General features: G+C 60.1%; 13 protein-coding genes. 7 read left to right on the top strand and 6 right to left on the bottom strand.

Features of this window, described 5'->3' with window-relative positions; genetic code table 11:
* Positions 1 to 56: 56 nt before the first annotated feature.
* The 6 genes from moaE to J1G33_RS01630 form a co-directional block, all read right to left on the bottom strand.
* The gene (moaE, locus tag J1G33_RS01655) at positions 57 to 509 is read right to left on the bottom strand and encodes a molybdopterin synthase catalytic subunit MoaE (RefSeq protein WP_032877675.1); all 453 of its coding nucleotides are present in this window, start codon (positions 507 to 509) and stop codon (positions 57 to 59) included.
* Between the two features lie 2 nt (positions 510 to 511).
* Positions 512 to 754 (bottom strand): molybdopterin converting factor subunit 1, encoded by a 243-nt coding sequence (gene moaD, locus J1G33_RS01650; RefSeq protein WP_032877676.1) that lies wholly within the window; start codon positions 752 to 754, stop codon positions 512 to 514.
* Entirely contained in the window at positions 751 to 1,224 is a 474-nt protein-coding gene (gene moaC / locus J1G33_RS01645) for a cyclic pyranopterin monophosphate synthase MoaC (protein WP_032877677.1), read from the bottom strand. Before moaC ends, moaD begins: the two co-directional genes overlap by 4 nt.
* A gap of 124 nt (positions 1,225 to 1,348) precedes the next feature.
* On the bottom strand, positions 1,349 to 5,077 hold the full coding sequence (locus J1G33_RS01640; RefSeq protein WP_223017606.1) for an autotransporter serine protease: 3,729 nt from the start codon (positions 5,075 to 5,077) through the stop codon (positions 1,349 to 1,351).
* 310 nt (positions 5,078 to 5,387) lie between these two features.
* Positions 5,388 to 6,782 carry a PhoH family protein gene (locus tag J1G33_RS01635; RefSeq protein ID WP_032877681.1) on the bottom strand — a complete coding sequence of 465 codons (1,395 nt, stop codon included), beginning with the start codon at positions 6,780 to 6,782 and terminating at the stop codon, positions 5,388 to 5,390.
* Positions 6,783 to 7,122: 340 nt separating this feature from the next.
* Complete coding sequence (locus J1G33_RS01630; protein ID WP_223017605.1) at positions 7,123 to 8,247, bottom strand: polysaccharide deacetylase family protein; 1,125 nt, start codon at positions 8,245 to 8,247, stop codon at positions 7,123 to 7,125.
* A 120-nt stretch (positions 8,248 to 8,367) separates the two neighbouring features.
* On the opposite strand from J1G33_RS01630, the gene yaaA reads away from it, so the two are divergent.
* The 7 genes from yaaA (at position 8,368) to algG (ending at position 18,626) form a co-directional block, all read left to right on the top strand.
* Positions 8,368 to 9,147: a peroxide stress protein YaaA gene (yaaA, locus tag J1G33_RS01625; RefSeq protein WP_032877684.1), complete on the top strand. Its 780-nt coding sequence runs from the start codon at positions 8,368 to 8,370 to the stop codon at positions 9,145 to 9,147.
* Between the two features lie 811 nt (positions 9,148 to 9,958).
* Positions 9,959 to 11,275: a nucleotide sugar dehydrogenase gene (locus tag J1G33_RS01620; protein WP_014717010.1), complete on the top strand. Its 1,317-nt coding sequence runs from the start codon at positions 9,959 to 9,961 to the stop codon at positions 11,273 to 11,275.
* 81 nt (positions 11,276 to 11,356) lie between these two features.
* Positions 11,357 to 12,838, top strand: a complete 1,482-nt coding sequence (gene alg8 / locus J1G33_RS01615) for a mannuronan synthase (protein WP_164699511.1) — start codon at positions 11,357 to 11,359, stop codon at positions 12,836 to 12,838.
* Between the two features lie 37 nt (positions 12,839 to 12,875).
* Complete coding sequence (locus J1G33_RS01610; protein ID WP_005785015.1) at positions 12,876 to 14,042, top strand: alginate biosynthesis protein Alg44; 1,167 nt, start codon at positions 12,876 to 12,878, stop codon at positions 14,040 to 14,042.
* A gap of 110 nt (positions 14,043 to 14,152) precedes the next feature.
* Positions 14,153 to 15,574: an alginate biosynthesis TPR repeat lipoprotein AlgK gene (algK, locus tag J1G33_RS01605; RefSeq protein ID WP_223017698.1), complete on the top strand. Its 1,422-nt coding sequence runs from the start codon at positions 14,153 to 14,155 to the stop codon at positions 15,572 to 15,574.
* On the top strand, positions 15,571 to 17,058 hold the full coding sequence (locus tag J1G33_RS01600) for an alginate export family protein (protein ID WP_223017604.1): 1,488 nt from the start codon (positions 15,571 to 15,573) through the stop codon (positions 17,056 to 17,058). Before algK ends, J1G33_RS01600 begins: the two co-directional genes overlap by 4 nt.
* A complete protein-coding gene (algG, locus tag J1G33_RS01595) occupies positions 17,058 to 18,626 on the top strand; it encodes a mannuronan 5-epimerase AlgG (RefSeq protein WP_032877689.1) in 1,569 nt (522 codons plus the stop codon). The genes J1G33_RS01600 and algG overlap by 1 nt, the downstream gene beginning before the upstream one ends.
* The last annotated feature ends 11 nt before the right edge of the window (positions 18,627 to 18,637 follow it).

Below are 18,637 nucleotides of genomic sequence, written 5' to 3'. Positions count from 1 at the left end.
TGACAGTTCGATAGATCCATTTTTAATATCGCTATCGGTTAGCAGCCCTGTATAAGCTATGGCTTCCAGCGATCCGCCGCCGCATGATCACTGTGCCGCCCTTCCACCCAACGCGGGCCGTCCGGGGTATTTTCCTTCTTCCAAAACGGCGCCCGCGTCTTCAGGTAATCCATCACAAACGCACACGCATCAAAGGCCGCCTGCCGATGCGCACTGGCCGCAGCGACAAACACAATCGGCTCTCCCGGCTCCAGCGTGCCGATGCGATGCAGCACCTCCAACTTGAGCAACGGCCAACGCTGCTCGGCTTCCAAGACGATCTTGGTCAGGGCTTTTTCGGTCATGCCGGGGTAGTGTTCAAGAAACATCCCCGACACCTCGCGCCCGTCATTGAAGTCACGCACATAACCGACAAAACTCACCACCGCGCCTACGCCCACATTGGCCGCGTGCATGGCGTTGACTTCGGCGCCCGGATCAAAGGCTTCGACCTGCACACGAATGGTCATGCTCAGCCTCCGGTTACGGGTGGGAAAAACGCGACTTCGTCACCCGCTTGCACCGGTTCATCAAGGCCGCACAGTTCTTCATTGCGTGCGCACATCAGGCTGCTCTCGTTGAGCACTGCAAACTCCGGGTCAGCGGCCAGCGCCAGGCGCACAGCATCGACGGTAGCGAAATCGCCCTCCATCTCCAGAGAGTCAAAGCCTACCGCTTCGGCGTAACGGGCAAAAAACAGCACGTTGATACTCATACCGGGTCCGCCTTGAAATGCCCGCTTTTACCGCCAAGCTTTTCCAGCAGGCGAATGCTTTCGATGGTCATGCCACGGTCCACGGCCTTGCACATGTCGTAGATCGTCAGTGCCGCGACGCTGGCGGCAGTCAATGCCTCCATCTCCACGCCGGTCTGGCCTGAGAGTTTGCAGCGCGCCAGGATATGCACGGCATCCACGCCATCGGCGCGCAGTTCGACCTTGACCCCGGTGAGCATCAGCGGGTGGCACAGGGGGATCAAGTCACTGGTTTTTTTCGCCGCCTGGATCCCGGCAATGCGAGCCACCGCAAATACGTCGCCCTTGGGGTGGGCGCCGTCGACAATCATTGTCAGGGTTTCGGGCAACATGCGCACCCGCGCTTCGGCCACGGCCTCACGGAACGTCACGGCTTTGTCGGTGACGTCGACCATATGGGCACGACCTTGGGAATCGAGATGAGTCAGCACAGCAATACTCCTGATCAGGAGCAGCGATTGTAAACCTGTGGGTCAAATTTGCGCAGGGCTGTTTATTCCATAGATGACTGTGGCGCGGGAGCAAGCTCCCTCGCCACAGGACACCGCTGCCGGGTTAGAAACGGAAGGTAAACCCGGCGTTGATCCCGTTGTTGTTACCGCGATTGGACAGCAAGCCGCTGTAGTTCAGCGACACCAGGGTGTCTTTGGTCAAGGCCATTTCCGCACTGGCCTTGATCACCGCGCCGTCCCGGGCGACGGGCACGCTATTAACGGCAAAAGCAGTGTCGCTGCCGGCAAACTTCAGCGAGGCTTCGCGATCGGTATCACCGAACTGATGCTCCCAACCCAGCTCACCGCGCAACGTCACTGCCGAGGTGGAGCTGAGCGGCAACTGCGTATGCGCACGCAGGCCCACCGTAGATAGCGTCGCGTCCTGGCTTTGCTTGCTGGCGTGCAAAGCAGCGGCGCCGCCTTTTTCCTTGAACGAGTCGCTCTGGTAGTTCAGGTACGTGAGGTTGGCGAAGGGTTCGAATGGGTTCCATTGGGTGTAGCCGATCTCGGCAAACACTTGGTCGGTGCGCGCATTGTAATCGGCCTTGGCATAGTCCGACTGGTTGGCGTAAGCAACCCGCCGCGAAGTATCCAGACGGTGCCAGGTGGTAGCGCCGCCCAGGCGTAAGGCGATCGCCTCGAAGCGCTTACCGCCATACACCGACAGGTGATAGTTGTCGCTGTCCGCCGAAGCCGACTGGCCATTGAGGTGGCTCTGGGTATAACCGGTCGCCGCCCCCACGCGCCAGCCGTCGCTGACCTCGGTATCCAGCCCCAGCAACACCCCACTGGTGGACGAAGAGTAGCCACTGGCGTTGTTGTCACCGCTGACGTTATTGCGCCCACCGAGCAGCTGCACCCAGCCGCCGTTGTCACGGCTATCGATCTGCGCGCTGGAATCCAGTGCCTGGGCCTGTTGCAGACGAGCATTGACCGCTTCGCGAAGGTATCGACTGTCGGCCATTTGCGCCGCCGCAACATCAGAATGCAGCTGCCCCGACAATTGCTTGAATGCATCCCGAGCCTGGGCAGCGGAGTCGGAAGCCAACAGGCTTTCGTAAACCGGGTTGCCGGCGCCCAGCTTCTCGGCCGCCGTCGCCACAGCCCGTTCGTTGCGGGTTTGCGCGACGCTGGCGAAGGTGGTCTGGTTGCGCGCTATCGCCAGGGTCAGTTGGTTCGGTTGGTAAGCGAGTTGCGTGCCGATGAACAGGTAGTTGGGTGCGAACGCCGCAAACTGGCCATTGATACCCTGGCTGGCGCTGAGGATGTTGAACTGCTGGCCCAGCAAGCTACGCGCCTCAGTGGCGGACAGCAGGTTGGGGCTGTTCTCCAGGGACACGTTCACCACACCGCCATTGAGGGTCGCCACGCCGCTGCTCTGGATCTGGTCGCTGCGGCCATTGGCCCCCACTTCAACGGCATACACCGAGCCAGGGTTGAAGGTCACGTCGCCGGTACGCAGCGTGCCAATCGAATGCCCCGGCGCCACGCGCCCGCCATTGTTGACGGTCAAGGCGCCCACCGTGCCGGTGCCGGCCAGGGTGCCGCCCAAGGTGGTCACCACGCCATTGTCCGCATTACGCGTGCCCACGGCACTGCCATCCACCGTCACGGCAGAGGTCAACGCACCGTCCACCGACAATTTGCCACCGCGCACCCAGGTGCTGCCTGAATAGGTGTTCTGGCCTTCCAACACCAACTCGCCGTCACCGGACTTGACCAGGCTACCGACGTAAGTGGCGCCGGTGAGCAAGTCCTGGCCACGAGTGAGCGTCGCCTGTTCCCGGGCATGGCCGATCTCGTATTCGAACTGATCATCGGCCGAGGCATTGGTGGGCAGGCCATTGAGCCAGCCCTTCTGCTGCTTGGTCGCCGCCCAGGTGGCCTGCTCGGTAGCGTCTTCCACACGGCGGGCGCGAATGGCTTCATCGGAAATCGGGTTGGCCCAGATATCGCGGGTACCGGTAGGCAAGGCCACCGCCACGGCGCCAAGGAACTGCCCCGGCCCCTGCATCGCTTTTTGCAGATTGGGCAGGCCCCATCCGCTGACCACACCCGGCACTTGCGGCGTTCCCGGCGCGGCATCATGCACCGGTTGCAGGTTGTCGTAGGTGCGCCCTCCCGTCAGCTCGCCCACGGGCGTGTCCGCACCGTCCGGTGCCTGCAGGCTGGAGGTGGTGAGCAACACATCCCGCGCCTGACTGGCGGTCATGTAGGGAAAGCGCTGGATCACCAAGGCCAAGGCTCCGGAAACGCTCGGCGCCGCCGCGGAGGTACCATTGGCATTCGGGATGATTTCGCCCTCAGGCCCGGCAGACGGGATGCCCGATACGCCCATTACACACCACCACTTCGAGGTGCCGCAGCGGTTGTAGACCTGGGCGCTGGTCTCGTCATAGCCGGTGATCGCGAGGAACTTGCCTTCGATATCCGGCTTGAAAAATGGCAGGTTGGCGTTGGTGTCCGGGTTGGCACCGTGGCTGTCGTTGCCCGCCGAGATGATCTGGATAAAGGTGTTCTGGCGGGCCGCGTCGGCCATGGCGTCCATCCAGGTTTTGTGCCCGGCGTGGGCCTTGTCCCAGAACGGGCGATAGGCGGCGGTCATGTCACGCAGGTTTTGCGCGGCGCTGTCGCCGACATTGCCAAAGTGGTTCTCCACGTCATCGCGCGAGCTTTGCCCCCAGCTCTGGTTGACGATCGACACGTTCTTCGCCGCCAGGGCGTTGTAGCTGGCCATGAACGCGTTGTAGTCGAGGTCGTTGGAGCCTTGGTACCGATCGTTGTCGCTGCCGCCGGTGTTGGCGACAAAGATATTCGCATCGAAGGCAATGCCGTGCATACCGGTGCCGTTGCGATTGGCGCCGAGCACACCGGACATTTCCGTCCCGTGGCCATCGTTGAACGCCGGGTCATATTCCCCGGAGATATTGAAATGCTCACCCTGCTTGAACTCGCCGCTGGGCACTTCAAGACGGTAACGCGGATGGGTGGCGTAGTACTCGCCAGTGGATGTCACCGCCTGTACCCGGTCCTGGCCCAGGGCATTCTTGCCCTGAAACTCGAAGTGCCGGGTAAGGATGCCCGAGTCGAGCACGCCGACATTCACACCCTTGCCGGTGATGCCCAGGGCATAGGCGTAATACGCGTTGGTGCGGTCCAGGCCGGAGTTGACCTGGGCTTCCGGGGTTTTCCAGGTTTGCGCGTTGGCGCTCCAGTCACGGGTTGCGCCAGCCCAGGATTGCCCGGCGTTCAGTTGCCCAGTGAGATTGCTGCTCACACCCGGCTCTACGTAGGTATAGGGCTTGGCGGCCGGCAGGTTGGCGATGATGGCCTTGGAGAAATCGAGAATATTGGTGGTGTAGCGACCATTGTTGCTGAACAGCCGGCTGCGGTAGTAATCCAGGCGCGAGGTGTAGTCCAGCGGTCGCCGGGTATCGCCGAGCATGGCGCCGATGGTGAGGTTTTCCGGTTGCAGCTCGTAGTTTTGCTTGAGGGCCGAATCGAACTTGCCGGACTGGGCGGCGAAGTCCTTGGCCGCCAGGTCGACGATATCCGCGTAGGCAAACCGCAGGTTCTTGTACACCTCAGTGTCGGGGCCGAACGAGGCGACGGCTTTGCGAAATGCCGACTCCAGTACCTGGGAGGTGTAGGGATTGTCGTCCGCCCAGGCCAATGAGCCCTGGCCCAGCCAGAGGGCCAGACCGAGCGCGATAGGTGTCAGGGGTATCTGCTTTAAACGAGTGGCGTGCTTGCGTTGCGACAAAGTGAAGCCATTACCTGCTACGTCCATTTTCCTTTCCCTTTGGATATGTGCGTCGTCAATGAGCGATATTTCGGGCTTTTGTAATAGGCAGGGTCACAGTGAAAACCCTAGATAGGTCTTCAAAAGGTTCGTCGAATCAAGGAGGTGGCGCTCCGACGGGTTGTGGAGTGTTTTTATTATTTCTACCGCGAGAAAAAATGTAACAAAATAATTACAAAAACCACAAGCACCCAGGGCGCGTTATCGCAGGCAAATGTCGCACACAACAAAAACCCCGGATTTCGTGAAAAATCCGGGGTGATTCATGGCATTTAGCCACTTATTGGATTACGGGTAGTTACAGGTGGGACTCGGCGTACTCGGCCAAGATCGAACGAGGCACCCCTTGCAGCGCGATATGCACGCCGTTGGGGAAGTCTTTGAAACGTTCCGTCAGGTAGGTCAGCCCGGAGCTGGTCGCGGACAGGTAAGGGGTGTCGATCTGTGCCAGGTTGCCCAGGCACACCACTTTGGAACCGGCGCCGGCACGGGTGATGATGGTTTTCATCTGGTGCGGGGTAAGGTTCTGGCATTCATCGATCAGGATCAGGCTCTGCTGGAAGCTGCGACCTCGGATGTAGTTGAGGGATTTGAACTGCAACGGCACTTTGCTGAGGATGTAATCGACGCTGCCATGGGTGTTTTCGTCATCCATGTGCAAGGCTTCGAGGTTGTCGGTGATCGCCCCCAGCCACGGCTCCATTTTTTCCGCTTCGGTGCCGGGCAAAAAGCCGATTTCCTGGTCCAGGCCCTGCACACTGCGGGTGGCGATGATGCGGCGGTAGCGCTTGGTCACCATGGTCTGTTCGATGGCAGCGGCCAGGGCGAGGATGGTTTTGCCCGAGCCTGCGGCGCCGGTCAGGTTGACCAGATGGATGTCCGGGTCCAGCAGCGCGTACAGCGCCAGGCTCTGGTAGATATCACGCGGTTTCAGGCCCCAGGCTTCCTGGTGCAACAGGGGTTCCTGATGCAGGTCGAGAATCAGCAGCTTGTCGACCTGGATCTCTTTGATCCAGCCCACGAAGCCCTGTTCGTCGACGATGAATTCATTGATATGCACGGCCGGCAGGTTGTCGATCAGCTGTACCTGGTGCCAGGTGCGGCCATGGTCCTGACGGGTCTCGACCTTGCTGACACGGTCCCAGAACGAACCGGTCATCATGTGATAACCCCGCGACAGCATCGACACGTCGTCGACTAGCTGGTCAGTGCTGTAGTCCTCGGCAGCGATCCCACACGCTCGTGCCTTGAGGCGCATATTGATGTCTTTGGTCACCAGCACTACGCGCAGGTCCTTGTCGCGAGCGTGCAGGTCGATCAATTGGTTGATGATTTTGTTGTCGTTCAGGTTTTCCGGCAGCAGGCTGTTGGGCTCGCTGCGCTTGCTCATCAGGATCGACAGCAAGCCCTTGGGCCCGCTTTTGCCACGCTGGATCGGCACACCGACCTCAACGTCCTCGGGCGAGGCTTCGCCCAGGGTCTTGTCGATCAGACGGATGGCCTGGCGGCATTCGGCGGCGACGCTGTGGTGGCCGCTTTTGAGTTTGTCGAGCTCCTCAAGCACGATCATCGGGATGGCGACGTGGTGTTCTTCGAAGTTAAGCAGTGCGTTTGGATCGTGGATCAATACGTTGGTATCAAGCACGTAAAGGATTGGCTGGTCGGAAGAAGGGGTACGTCCATGATCATCCATACTCGGTCACCTTTGTGGGAGCCAGTCGACGCAATACCTGGGCGGTGCTGCGCCTCGATTCGACCACCGACCACACCTGAGTGACGTCAAGTGCAGTGCCCACATGAGGAGTCTTGGAAGACGCCACCTGTGTTGCAGGGTTCGGCGGTCTGACTTCGTAATACCGCAAAACCCATGACAGGAAAAAGCACTTTGACGCTTTTTTGAAGTTTATTTTTCAGGATGACGAATAGCACTAGCCGAGTGCCAGCCACCCCGTTAAAGTCGGAAGTCCGCCTGCATCGAAATGTCGCAGCAAATCACCCCAGAAATGACTCATCCCCAACGGGGCCGGGGATTTTCAGCGAAATGCCTCGCGACACTCCTGCCAACCCAAACCACTCTGCGCCGTTGCCTGCAACACTATCGGTATTGCCACCCGCGCCTTGTCCTGGGTGTCGTGATACACAACCACGCCTTTGCGCCACAGCAGCATCAGCGTCAGCACCCGTTGCGCCGATTCCTCGGCCTTGAGTTTGCCCGGATCGTCCTGGGAGTCGATGTCCCACAACGCCACCTGCAAACCCTGCTGCTGGAAGAACCCCTGGCTGTCCGCACGACGCTGCCCATAAGGCGGTCGGAACAGCGGCACATAGTTTTCCGGCATCAGGTTCTGTACCAGCGCGGCACTGCGGGTGATGGAGCTTTGCCAGTCGACCCAATGGCTATGGGAACGGTATTGCCAACCCTGGATACCTACGCACTGCCCTTGGTACAGCGCCTGCACATCCGCGACAGAACTGCGCTCCACACGGCTTTGCAAACTGCTGCCGAGGGCGAAGAACGTGGCGTTCATCTTCTGCTTGCGCAGGTAGTCGGTGAGCCAGTCGGTATTACCGCCCACCAACGCCGGGCCGCCGTCGAAGGTCAGCAGGAACATGCGATCGTTGAGCTCGTCGCCATTGCGCTCATGGTCGCCGAAACGCGCCACTTCGCTGCTGATCTGCGGGAACAGCGCAGCCTTGCGCAGCAGCTCATCCAGATAGCGCTCATGAAAGTGCCGGCTGGGTGCGGCCCAGCCTATATAGAACGAGTTGTCACTGACCTCGAACTTGCCGGCCTGCTCGCGCAGGTCGTCCATGTTTTCCACCAGGTAGCAGAACGAAGCATCTTCCTCGCAGCTTTGCTGGGCGAAGCTGTAGTTCTCCAACAGCCGTTGCCAGAGCTGGCGGCGCAGGTCGTCGATGGCCGCCAGGTTGATGATCTTCAGCCCCAGGCGTTGCTTGAGCGCGCTTTCGTCCAAGGCTTCGCTGGCAAGCAGGCCGTGGGCAAACATCAGGATTTCTGCCCGCGAAGCCACATCGAACAGCGCCGGGCTGCTGAGTTTTTCCGGCCAGGTGCTACGGTCTAGGCTGGCGACATCCACCGGCGCCGCTTGGGCGGTGACGCACAGCAGGCAAGCCGACAATAAAAGCGCTAATCGCACACGGGGTCTTCCTTTCCAGAGTTACCGCCCATCATAGCGGATCGCATCTATCGCCATCATAGGTGGAGTCCAAACGCCCCAACCCCTAGAATCTCGCCCACGATTCCAGGAGCCAACTTCATGCTGATGGTGATTTCCCCCGCCAAAACCCTCGATTTCGAGTCCAAGCCGGTCACTGCGCGCTTTACCCAACCGCAATACCTGGACCATTCCCAGGAGCTTATAGAACAGCTGCGCGAACTGAGTCCGGCGCAAATCAGCGAGTTGATGCACGTCTCCGACAAGATCGGTGGCCTCAACGCCGCCCGCTTCGGCAGCTGGACGCCCGCCTTCACCTCGGCCAACGCCAAGCAGGCGCTGCTGGCTTTCAAGGGCGACGTGTATACCGGCCTGAACGCCGAGACCTTCAGCGATGCCGATTTCAGCTATGCCCAGGACCACCTGCGTATGCTCTCAGGCCTGTACGGCCTGCTGCGCCCGCTGGACCTGATGATGCCGTATCGCCTGGAGATGGGCACCAAGCTGGCCAACGCCCGGGGCAAGGACCTTTACGCGTTCTGGGGCACCCGCATCAGCGAATGGTTGAATGAGGCCCTGGCCGCACAAGGCGACGATGTGCTGCTCAACCTGGCGTCCAATGAGTACTTCTCGGCGGTCAAGCGCACGGCCCTGAACGCGCGGATCATCAACACCGAGTTCAAGGACCTGAAGAACGGCCAGTACAAGATCATCAGCTTCTACGCGAAAAAGGCCCGGGGCATGATGAGCCGCTTTGTGATTGAAGAACGCATCAACGATCCGGCCAAGCTCAAGCAGTTCGATGTGCAGGGCTATCGCTTCAATGCGGAGCAGTCCAAGCCGGATAACCTGGTGTTTTTGCGCGATCACGCACCGGAGTAAGGCTGCACAGACACTGCGGATCAAATGTGGGAGCAAGCCCCCTCCCACATTTTGTTTGTATTCCAAACCATAAATCGTCATTTATTTGGCGCCAGAAAACCATCCAGACATAACCCTAACGATTTATTCACTCGACACTCGTCGGTTTTTTTCGTAGTGGCACCACTTTTTTTAATCAGTAGTGGCACAAAACTATCTACGCGTACCAACTCCCCATAACTACTGGCCTAAATAGCAAGTGCTATCACTATAGTGCCAGTGCCATCTTTTCTAATATTTCAAGAAATTTCCGGAAACAGGATGAGCGGCCAGGAACTTCGTCCTGATGCACCGCTCATACCACCGGTAACGAAATTCTCTGCTTACGTAAGAGATGACTTACATAACGACCAACGGAAGTAGCCAAGTTGTCATAAAACACTTTGGTTCTATGGTCATAACATCAACTGATCGAGTTAAGGGTGGCGATAAGTACGCATTGCTATCCCCCGCAGGCCAAGGCAGCGCTGACCTAAATGAGCCCGTGCACACACACAAGGCATTGATAAAAAAGGCATTTTGCCTTCATCAAAACCTTGCCGCACCGGCGCCGGAGCCTTCCTCCAAGGAAGCACGGCTGCATTTCAGGGCAAGCCCCAATAATAAGGCCTCGTTGCGCACAACTTGAGTGCAATAGTTAGTCACTCGTTATTCAACATGCCTGCACGCGGTAAGTCGGCGTCTATTCGCCTAACTTTCGCGGCATCAGTGACGCTTGCAAACATGAACTCCGGCCATTTAATGGCATGAATTAAACAAAGAGGTAATTGCGATGCGCATCAGCATATTTGGTTTGGGTTACGTTGGCGCCGTGTGTGCCGGTTGCCTGTCTGCCCGTGGCCACGAAGTGGTCGGCGTAGACATCTCCAAGGAAAAGATCGACCTGATCAATGCGGGTAAATCGCCGATTGTTGAGCCGGGTCTGGGCGAGCTGTTGAGCCAGGGTATCCAGACCGGCCGACTGCGTGGCACTACCAACTTCGCCGAGGCGATTCGCGATACCGACCTGTCGATGATTTGCGTCGGCACGCCCAGCAAGAAGAACGGCGACCTGGAACTGAACTACATCGAGTCGGTATGCCGCGAGATCGGTTTTGTCCTGCGTGACAAGACCACCCGCCACACCATCGTGGTGCGCAGCACCGTCCTCCCGGGCACTGTCGCCAACGTAGTGATTCCAATCCTCGAAGACTGCTCCGGCAAGAAAGCCGGCGTCGACTTCGGCGTTGCGGTCAACCCGGAATTCCTGCGTGAGTCCACCGCCATTGCCGACTACGACCTGCCACCGATGACCGTCATCGGCGAGTTCGATAAAGCTTCCGGCGATGTCCTGCAATCGCTGTACGAAGAACTCGACGCGCCGATCATCCGCAAGGACATCGCCGTCGCCGAAATGATCAAGTACACCTGCAACGTGTGGCACGCCACCAAGGTCACCTTCGCCAACGAGATCGGCAACATCGCCAAGGCCGTCGGCGTCGATGGTCGTGAAGTGATGGAAGTGGTCTGCCAGGACAAGACCCTCAACCTGTCCCAGTACTATATGCGCCCAGGCTTCGCCTTCGGCGGTTCGTGCCTGCCAAAAGACGTGCGTGCCCTGACCTACCGCGCCGGTTCCCTGGACGTGGAAGCACCACTGCTCAACTCGCTGATGCGCAGCAACGAGTCCCAGGTACAGAACGCCTTCGACATCGTTTCCAGCCACGACAAGCGCAAAGTCGCCCTGCTGGGCCTGAGCTTCAAGGCCGGTACCGATGACCTGCGTGAAAGCCCATTGGTAGAACTGGCGGAAATGCTGATCGGCAAGGGCTACGACCTGAGCATCTACGACAGCAACGTCGAGTACGCCCGTGTGCACGGCGCGAACAAGGACTACATCGAAGGCAAGATCCCGCACGTGTCGTCCCTGCTCAACTCGGATTTCGATGATGTGATCAACAACTCCGACGTGATCATCCTCGGTAACCGTGACGAGAAGTTCCGTGCCCTGGCGCATAACGCTCCGGAAGGCAAGCAAGTGGTCGACCTGGTGGGCTTCATGTCCAAGGCCACCAGCGTGAGTGGCCGTACTGAAGGTATTTGCTGGTAACAGCAACGGCAAGTTTCAGGCTGCCAGTGGCTTACCCCAGCACTTGCAGCCTGAAGCCTCCTCCCCTTCCGGATGACGCTTATGTCCAAGTTAAAACATGTATTTCTGCAATCGGCCGGCTGGCTGTTATTCCTCAGCCTGTTGATGGGTCTCGCCCTGCTGTTGCCGGCGAGTACTTTCGATTCGCAATCGAAGAATTTTATTTTCCTGATTGGCGCCGTGGGTATCTGGCGCTACTCGATGGGTGCGACGCATTTCTTTCGCGGCATGCTGTTTCTCTACGTGGTGTACCCGCACCTGCGCCGCAAAGTGCGCAAGCTGGGCAAGGCCGCCGACCCGTCCCACGTGTTCCTGATGGTCACCAGTTTTCGTATCGATGCGCTGACCACCGCCCAGGTGTACAGCTCGGTGATTCGCGAAGCCATCGAATGCGGCTTCCCGACCACCGTGGTCTGCTCGCTGGTGGAAATGTCCGATGAGCTGCTGGTGAAAAGCCTCTGGGAAAAGATGAACCCGCCGGCTCACGTCAAGCTCGACTTCGTGCGCATCGCCGGTACCGGCAAGCGTGACGGTTTGGCCTTCGGTTTTCGCGCCATCTCGCGCCACCTGCCGGATGACCGTGCCGTGGTAGCTGTGATCGATGGCGACACCGTGCTCGCCGAAGGCGTGGTCCGCAAGACCGTCCCCTGGTTCCAGCTGTTCGGCAATGTCGGTGGCCTGACCACCAACGAATTCTGCGAAGTGCGCGGCGGCTACATCATGAGCGAGTGGCACAAGCTGCGCTTCGCCCAGCGCCACATCAACATGTGCTCCATGGCTCTGTCCAAGCGCGTGCTGACCATGACCGGGCGCATGTCGGTGTTCCGCGCCAGCGTAGTGACTGACCCGGGCTTTATCGCCGACGTGGAAAGCGACTCGCTGCAACACTGGCGCCTGGGGCGCTTCAAGTTCCTCACCGGCGATGACAAGTCCAGCTGGTTCAGCCTGATGCGCCTGGGCTACGACACCTTCTACGTACCGGACGCCGCGATCAACACCGTGGAACACCCGCCGGAAAAGAGCTTTATCAAAGCCAGCCGCAAACTGATGTTCCGCTGGTACGGCAACAACCTGCGCCAGAACTCCCGTGCCCTCGGGCTGGGCGTGCGTCGCCTCGGCCTGTTCACCAGCGTGGTGCTGTTCGACCAGCGCGTGTCGATGTGGACCTCCCTGCTCGGCCTGACCGTGGCGATGATCGCCACGTTCAAGTATGGCGGCGCGTTCATCCTCGCGTACCTGCTGTGGATCGGTATCACCCGCCTGATCCTGACCCTGTTGCTGTCGTGCTCGGGCCACAAGATCGGCCCGGCCTACCCGCTGATTCTCTATTACAACCAGATCATGGGCGCGTTGGTGAAGATCTACGTGTTCTTCCGCCTTGATCAACAGTCCTGGACCCGCCAGGACACCAAACTGACCCGCGATTTGGCCAGCTTTCAACGTTGGTTCAACACCTGGTCGTCTCGGACCATGACCTTCTCCGCCGGCAGCATCTTCGTTGCCGTGTTGCTGATGATGGTCTGACCCTGCCAAGCCTGAATTAACTAGGAAATCGAATACTATGAACAGCCAAGTAAACGCCAACGTTGTCCACGAATCCGAAGCCCAGCGCCAGCACGCCCGGGTCAAAATCCCGGCCAAGCTGCGCTTCTTCAACAGCGACCGCACGCCAACTGAAGCACGCGTGATCGACCTGTCCGCCGGTGGCCTGGCCTTTACCGCCACCCAGCCGCTCACCGTCGGCCAAGTGCACAAGGGCCGCCTGCAGTTCGTGATCGATAACCTCGGCCTGGCCATGGACGTGGAGCTGCAAATCCGCTCCTACGACCGCCAGACCGGCCGCACCGGCTGCCAGTTCCAGAACCTCGATGCCCAGGATATTTCCACCCTGCGCCACCTGATCACCTCGCACTTGTCCGGCGACATTGTGACCATGGGCGACGTGCTGGCGACGCTGCAACGCGACAACTTCACCAAGGCGCGCAAGGTCAAGGACGGCGGCAGTGGCATGACCGCGTTCGGTCGCCTGCGTGCGGTGACGTTCAGCCTGGCGATTTTCCTGGTTGGCCTGGCCGCCTTCGGTTTTGTCTTCAAATCGCTGTACGGCATGTACTTCGTCAGCCACGCCCAGGCCGGCCTTGTGAGCGTACCGGGCATGAACGTGACCATGCCGCGTGACGGCACCGTGCAGAGCCTGCTCAAAGGTGACTCGGTAGCGGCCAAGGGCGCGCCACTGGCGACGTTCAGCACCAGTATGCTCGACGTGCTCAAGGGCCACCTGGACGAAGACCAACTGCAACCGGCCAAGGTTGAAGAGCTGTTCGGCAAGCAAATGACCGGCACCCTCACCTCGCCATGCGATTGCGTGGTCGCCCAGCAACTGGTCGCCGACGGCCAGTACGCCAGCAAGGGCGATGTGATCTTCCAACTGGTGCCGCGTGGCAGCCAGGCTAACGTCGAAGCCCGCTTCACCTACCGCCAGTTTGGCGATGTGCGTCCAGGTACGCCGGTGAGCTTCCAGGTCGCCGACGAAGAACAGGTTCGCACCGGCACCATCGTCAGCAGCACCAGCCTGAACAGCGCCGACCTGTCCTCTGACATCCGTGTGCAGATCAAGCCCGACGCACCGCTGGACAGCACCTATGCCGGTCGCCCGGTGGAAGTCACCAGTGACCGTGGCCCATCGCTGAACTGGCTGATCGACAAAGCCATGGCTCACGGTCTGTAAGCGAGGACATGCCTGTGAACCCTATTCCAACAACACCGCTGACCTCTGTGGGAGCCGGGCTTGCCCGCGATGCAGGCGACTCGGTGCATCAGTTGCGCCGCAGCGATGCCATCGCAGGCAAGCCAGCTCCCACACAGAGCAGATTTCACTTGGCCTCTGCGTACTGCGCGCTGGCACTGGCCGTGAGCCTGGCCGGTTGCGCCGGCCTGCCCGACCAACGCCTGGCCAATGAAGCGCTGAAACGCGGCGACACCGTCACCGCGCAGCAGAATTACCAGCAACTGGCAGACCTGGGCTACAGCGAGGCCCAGGTGGGCCTGGCCGATATCCAGGTCGGTACCCGCGACCCGGCGCAAATCAAGCAGGCCGAAGCCACTTACCGTGCAGCGGCAGACACCTCGCCGCGTGCCCAGGCACGCCTGGGTCGCCTGCTGGCGGCCAAGCCTGGCGCCACTGAGGCCGAGCACCATGAAGCCGAAAGCCTGCTGAAAAAAGCCTTCGCCAATGGCGAAGGCAACACCCTGATCCCGCTGGCGATGCTGTACCTGCAATACCCGCACAGCTTCCCCAACGTGAATGCCCAGCAGCAGATCAGCAAATGGCAAGCGGCCGGTTACCCGGAAGCCGGCCTGGCCCAGGTGCTGCTGTATCGCACCCAGGGCACTTACGACCAGCACCTGGATGATATCGAGCGCATCTGCAAGGCCGCGTTGAACACCACCGATATCTGCTATGTCGAGCTGGCCACGGTCTACCAGAAAAAAGCCCAGCCGGAACAACAGGCCGAACTGCTCAAGCAAATGGAAGCCGGCTACAGCCGTGGCACAGTCACCGCCCAGCGCGTCGACAGCGTCGCCCGCGTACTCGGTGATGCCAGCCTCGGCACGCCGGACGAAAAAACCGCTCAGGCATTGCTTGAAAAAATCGCCCCCGGCTACCCGGCGTCCTGGGTCAGCCTGGCGCAGCTGCTCTACGACTTCCCCGAACTGGGCGATGTCGAGCAGATGATGAAGTACCTGGACAACGGCCGCGCCGCCGACCAGCCGCGCGCCGAATTGCTGCTGGGCAAGCTCTACTACGAAGGCAAGTGGGTGCCGGCCGACGCCAAGGCCGCCGAGGCGCATTTCGAAAAAGCCGTGGGCCGTGAAGTGGCCGCCGATTACTACCTCGGCCAGATCTACCGCCGTGGCTACCTGGGCAAGGTTTACCCGCAAAAGGCCCTGGACCACTTGCTGACCGCTGCGCGCAACGGCCAGAACAGCGCCGACTTTGCCATTGCCCAACTGTTTTCCCAAGGCAAGGGCACCAAGCCCGACCCATTGAACGCCTATGTCTTCAGCCAGTTGGCCAAGGCCCAGGACACGCCAGAGGCCAATGACCTGGCCACCCAGCTCGAAGCGCCGTTGACCCCTGAGCAACGCGCCGAGGGCCAACGCCTGGTGCAACAGGAACTGGCCGCCCGCGGCACCCTGGCCCAAAGCACGCTGCAACTGCACGCCCTGCAAGAAGAAGACGGCGAGGAATCCCTATGAAGCTCAACCCATTCGTCAAGGCCGGTATCGGCCTGTCCTTCGCCCTGCTGTGGTCGTGCCCGACCCTGGCCGCGCTGACCGAAGCCAAGAACTTCGGCCTGGAAGTCAAAGCCACCGCGCAGTCCGAAGACGACCGCGACCTGGGCACCCAGAAAGGCGGCGACGTCAACGGTATCGGCCTTGACCTGCGCCCCTGGATCTACGGCGAAAGCGGCGCGTGGAGTGCCTACGCCATGGGCCAGGCCGTCGTGTCCAGCGACATCATCGAGACCGACACCCTGCAACAGTCGGCCGATGACACCACCGAACAATCGAGCAACGACGACCGCAAGGCCAAGAAAAACTACCTGGCCCTGCGCGAGTTCTGGGTCGGCTACAGCGGCTTCACGCCCTACCCCGGCGAGATCCTCAAGTTCGGTCGCCAGCGCCTGCGCAATGACGACGGCCAATGGCGCGACACCAACATCGAAGCACTGAACTGGACCTTCGATACCACCTTGCTCAAGGCCAATGTCGGCGCCGCCGAACGTTTCAGCGAATACCGCACCGACCTCAAGGAACTCTCGCCGGTCGACAAAGACCGCCAGCACTTCTACGCCGACGCCGCCTACCAGTGGACGCCGGGCCAGTGGATCGGCCTGCGCGGCCACCACACTCATGACGACGGCAAGCTCGATTACGCCGAACCGGGTGTGGCCAGTGACCCGTTGGACAAGCGCGAAAACGGCGACCTGACCTGGCTCGGCATCGAAGCCAACAGCGATGCTTATAACTGGCGCAATACCAACACCGTCAACTACTGGGCCAGCATCACCGGTATGCGCGGGGACCGCGACAAGGTCAACGCCTTGAACGCCGACGGCACGCGCCCCACCAGCGCCAAGCGCAGCGATGACCTCAGCGGCTGGGCCACCGACATCGGTGTGCGCCTGCGCCTGGACCCGCAATGGCAAGTCGGCGCGGCCTATTCCCGTGCCAGCGCCGAATACGAACAGAACGGCCTGCAAAGCAACCGTTCGAACTGGACCGGCACCCAGTCCCGCGTACACCGCTTCGGCGAAGCGTATCGCGGCGAGATGAACAACATGCAGTCCATGAGCCTGTTCGGTTCCTGGCAATTGCGCGAGGACTACGACGCCAGCCTGGTGTACCACAAGTTCTGGCGCGTGGACGGCAACAAGCCGGTGGGCAGCAACGGTATCGATGCGGTGCAAAACAACACCGATGACGTCACCGGCGCGATCCTCTCCAGCACCTCCCTGCCGCTGGAAGATGGCAAGAAGGACCTCGGCCAGGAGATGGACCTGGTGGTCACCAAGTACTTCAAGAAAGGCTTGCTGCCCGCCGCGCTGAGCCAGTCGATCGACGAGCCATCGGCCCTGGTGCGCTTGCGTGCCGGCGTGTTCAAGCCGGGCGACGCCTATGGCAGCCAGGTCGACTCCTACATGCACCGCGCGTTTGTCGACGTGGTCTGGAAATTCTGATGGGAGCCTGCGCCATGAATGCTCAAAGCCTACTCGTCGCGGCAATGCTGATGGCCAGCGCCACAGCGTTTGCCGATACGGCGGCCAAGGCGCCGATCATCGCCAAGGAACTGCAACAGGCCAAGACCTACACCATTTCCAGCCCGCCCACCGCGCCGCTGGAAATGGCCAAGCCGGCGCTGCCCGATCTGTCGGGCTACACCGCCGCGGCCATGGAAAAGAAGATCATCAAGACCAAGGCGGGCAAGATCAGCATCCGCCGCATGATGCAGGAAGACGCGCTCAAGGACTTTATCGGTGGCGATAACAAGATGGCCGAGTGGGTGGTGCGCCAGCATGGCATTCCTCAGGCGATCTTTGTCGACGACGGCTACATGAACCTCAAGGACCTGCTGGGCAAGGTGCCCAAGCAGTACTTCAGCGAGACTTCGCCGGGAGTGTTCCTGGCCAAGCTACCGATTGTGGTGGGCCGCAAAGGCATCCTCGATATCGACAAGAACACCCAGGAATTGCGCCTGTCCCAGCAAGCCGGCTCGTTTTTGATCAACGACGGCCAGTTGTTCGTACGTGACACCAAGGTCACCGGCTGGAATGAAAAAACCAACGGCCCTGCCCTGTTCAAGTCGCCCAAGGAATTCCGCCCGTTCCTGCTGGCCTGGGGCGGCACTGAGACCTATATCTCCAAGACCAAGATGGCCAGCTTCGGCTACGCCAATAGTAAGTCCTACGGGGTGAGTATTTCCCAGTACACGCCGAACATGGCCAAGGTGCTCAAGCGTCCTGAGCCGACCGGTTGGATCATCGACTCCGAGTTCTCGGACATGTGGTACGGCTTCTACTGCTACGAGACCACGGGCTTTGTGATCAAGGGCAATACCTACAAAGACAACATCGTCTACGGCATTGACCCCCATGACCGTTCCCACGGCCTGATCATCGCCGACAACACCGTATACGGCACCAAGAAGAAGCACGGCATCATCATTTCCCGGGAAGTGAACGACAGCTTCATCTTCAATAACCGCAGCTACGACAACAAGCTCTCGGGCCTGGTGATCGACCGTAACAGCGTCAACAACCTGATCGCCGACAACGAGATCTACCGCAACCACACCGACGGCATCACCCTCTATGAGAGCGGTGACAACCTGCTGTGGGGCAACAAGGTGATCAGCAACCGTCGCCACGGTATCCGCGTGCGTAACAGCGTGAACATCAAGCTCTACGAAAATACCTCGATGGCCAACGGCCTGACCGGCGTGTACGGCCACATCAAGGACTTGACCGACACCGACCGCGACATCGCCCTCGACCCGTTCGATGCCAAGGTCTCGCTGATCGTGGTGGGTGGTGAGCTGGCGGGTAACGGCAGCGGGCCGCTGTCCATCGATTCGCCGTTGAGTATCGAGTTGTATCGCGTGTCGATGCTGGCGCCGACCAAATCCAGCGGTATCAGCTTCTCCGGCATTCTGGGCGATCGCCAGGAAGAAATTCTCGACCTGCTGGTGCGCCAGCAGAAAGCCGTGCTGATCGACCCCGTCGAACGCCAGACCGAATTGCAGGACTGAGGATGACCCTT

It is taken from the genome of Pseudomonas sp. P867, from assembly GCF_019891455.1.
Lineage (GTDB): Bacteria > Pseudomonadota > Gammaproteobacteria > Pseudomonadales > Pseudomonadaceae > Aquipseudomonas > Aquipseudomonas synxantha_A.
The sequence above is the reverse complement of the archived record's forward strand: the minus strand, read 5'-3'. Positions and strand labels throughout refer to the sequence as shown.